General features: G+C 74.1%; 1 protein-coding gene. It reads right to left on the bottom strand.

The window, feature by feature from the left end:
• On the bottom strand, positions 1-548 hold a 548-nt coding region (locus NQ160_RS24505), incomplete at both ends, for a Gfo/Idh/MocA family protein (protein WP_257517553.1).

The raw sequence follows: 548 nt of genomic DNA on the forward strand, positions 1-548 counted from the left end.
CGGTCCTTGTCGAGCCGCCAGGTGAAGGGGGCGTCGGGGTCGCTCAGCCAGTCCTGCAGGTACTGAGCACGCACGTGGCGCACCTGCCCGATGCGGCCGTCCTCGACCAGCCGGCGCGCGAGCGCCAGCGCGGGGGTACGGCGGTAGCTGAACCCGCACATGCTGACGACGCCCTCGGCACCGGCGCGCTCGGCGGCCGCGACCATGAGGTCGGCCTCGGCCACGTCGTTGGCCAGCGGCTTCTCGCACAGCACGTGCTTGCCGGCTGCCAGCGCCGCCAGCGCGATCTCGGCGTGGGTGTCGCCGGGGGTGCAGATGTCCACCACGTCGATGTCGGCGCGCTCGATGGCCTGACGCCAATCGCCCGCGGACTCCGCGAAACCGAACGTGTCGGCCGCGGCCGCCGTGCGCTCGGGGTCGCGCCCCACCAGCAGGGTCAGCTCGGGCCTGGCGGGCAGGTCGAAGAAGCGGTGGGCGGTGCGCCACGCGTGCGCGTGCATGCGCCCCATGAAGCCCGTTCCGATGAGCGCGACCCGCAGGGGCCGGTC

The organism is Microbacterium sp. zg.Y909, assembly GCF_024626565.1.